The sequence below is a fragment of the Trinickia dabaoshanensis genome (genome assembly GCF_002879885.1).
In the GTDB taxonomy this organism is placed as follows: domain Bacteria; phylum Pseudomonadota; class Gammaproteobacteria; order Burkholderiales; family Burkholderiaceae; genus Trinickia; species Trinickia dabaoshanensis.
Genome location: NZ_PNYA01000079.1, coordinates 1 through 1,152, shown reverse-complemented (window position 1 = coordinate 1,152; position 1,152 = coordinate 1). Strand labels below are relative to the sequence as shown.

The window sequence follows — 1,152 nt, the reverse complement described above, 5'->3', positions numbered from 1 at the left end:
CTCATGCTCTTCATCGCTCTCAAGACGCCAAGTATATTGATGACCCGCTTGATGTTGTATGCAAGCACTTGAAGGCTCATTTCCGTGCTCACTCGCCTAAGCGTTCGAGTCAGGAAGTGAGCGGGACCCATCCAGTGCTCAAGTGTCCCGAAGACGTGCTCGACGGTACTTCGACGGATGGTCATTGCATCAGGCTTTCGATCGAGTCGGCGTTGCATGGCCTCAAGTATGTCTTCGTGCTCCCAGCGTCGGATACGACGATAGTCGCTGGGCGAACATCGCTTCTTCATAGGGCAACGTGGGCAAGCGCTGGGCCAGCGCTGGGCCAGTACACCCGCAGATTCATCCCGTTCTCAACGGTGTCGAAGCGATGAATGGCGCGCTCGCCGGCGGGGCATCGATAGACGTCGTCTCGCGCGACATAGACAAAGTCGGCTTTCGTGAAGAGCCCCTTCTTCCTTGATGCGGAGGTGAGTGGCTCCGGAACGTACGCGCTGATGTTGTTCAGTTCGCATGCGCGTATCTCCGGGCCGCTGAAGTAGCCCCGATCGGCTAACACCTTCAGCTTCGGCTTGGCCATGGCGCGCTTCGCGGACGCCGCCATCTTGCTGAGTTGCCCGTGATCGTTCCCAACATTGGTCACTTCGTGTTCAACGATTAAGTGGTGCTTCGCGTCCACCGCGACCTGAACGTTGTAGCCGACTATGCCGGAGCCTCTGCCGCTTGTTGCCATGGACCGTGCGTCTGAATCGGTCTTCGACAGCTGTTTTTCCGGCTGTTTCCGCAACTGCTTCCTGATCCGCGCAGCTCGCGCATCTCCTGGCGCAAACGCGCGATCTTCTCGTACAGACGCACCGCTTTCACATCGGAACCAGTTGGGTTGGTCCGATCCTCCGTTTCGATTGCGTCGAGGTACCGCTGGATACTTTCCTCTATCTGCTGCCGACGCTTATCGATCTTGCCCGCCGTGTAGTTCCTGTCGCGGCTGTTCACAGCCTTGAATTTGCTGCCATCGATTGCCACGATGTCGCTGGATAATAGTTTCAGTCCGCGACACAGTTCGACGAAACGCCGGCATACGTTGCGAATGGCTGCGCCGTTGTCGCGGCGAAAGTCGGCGATCGTCTTGAAGTCCGGCGCGAGACGTCCCGT

At 58.0% G+C, this 1,152-nt stretch carries 1 pseudogene; it reads right to left on the bottom strand.

The features are described from left to right. Positions 1-1,152 (bottom strand): annotated as a pseudogene (locus C0Z18_RS32445) (IS1182 family transposase); the annotation flags it as partial.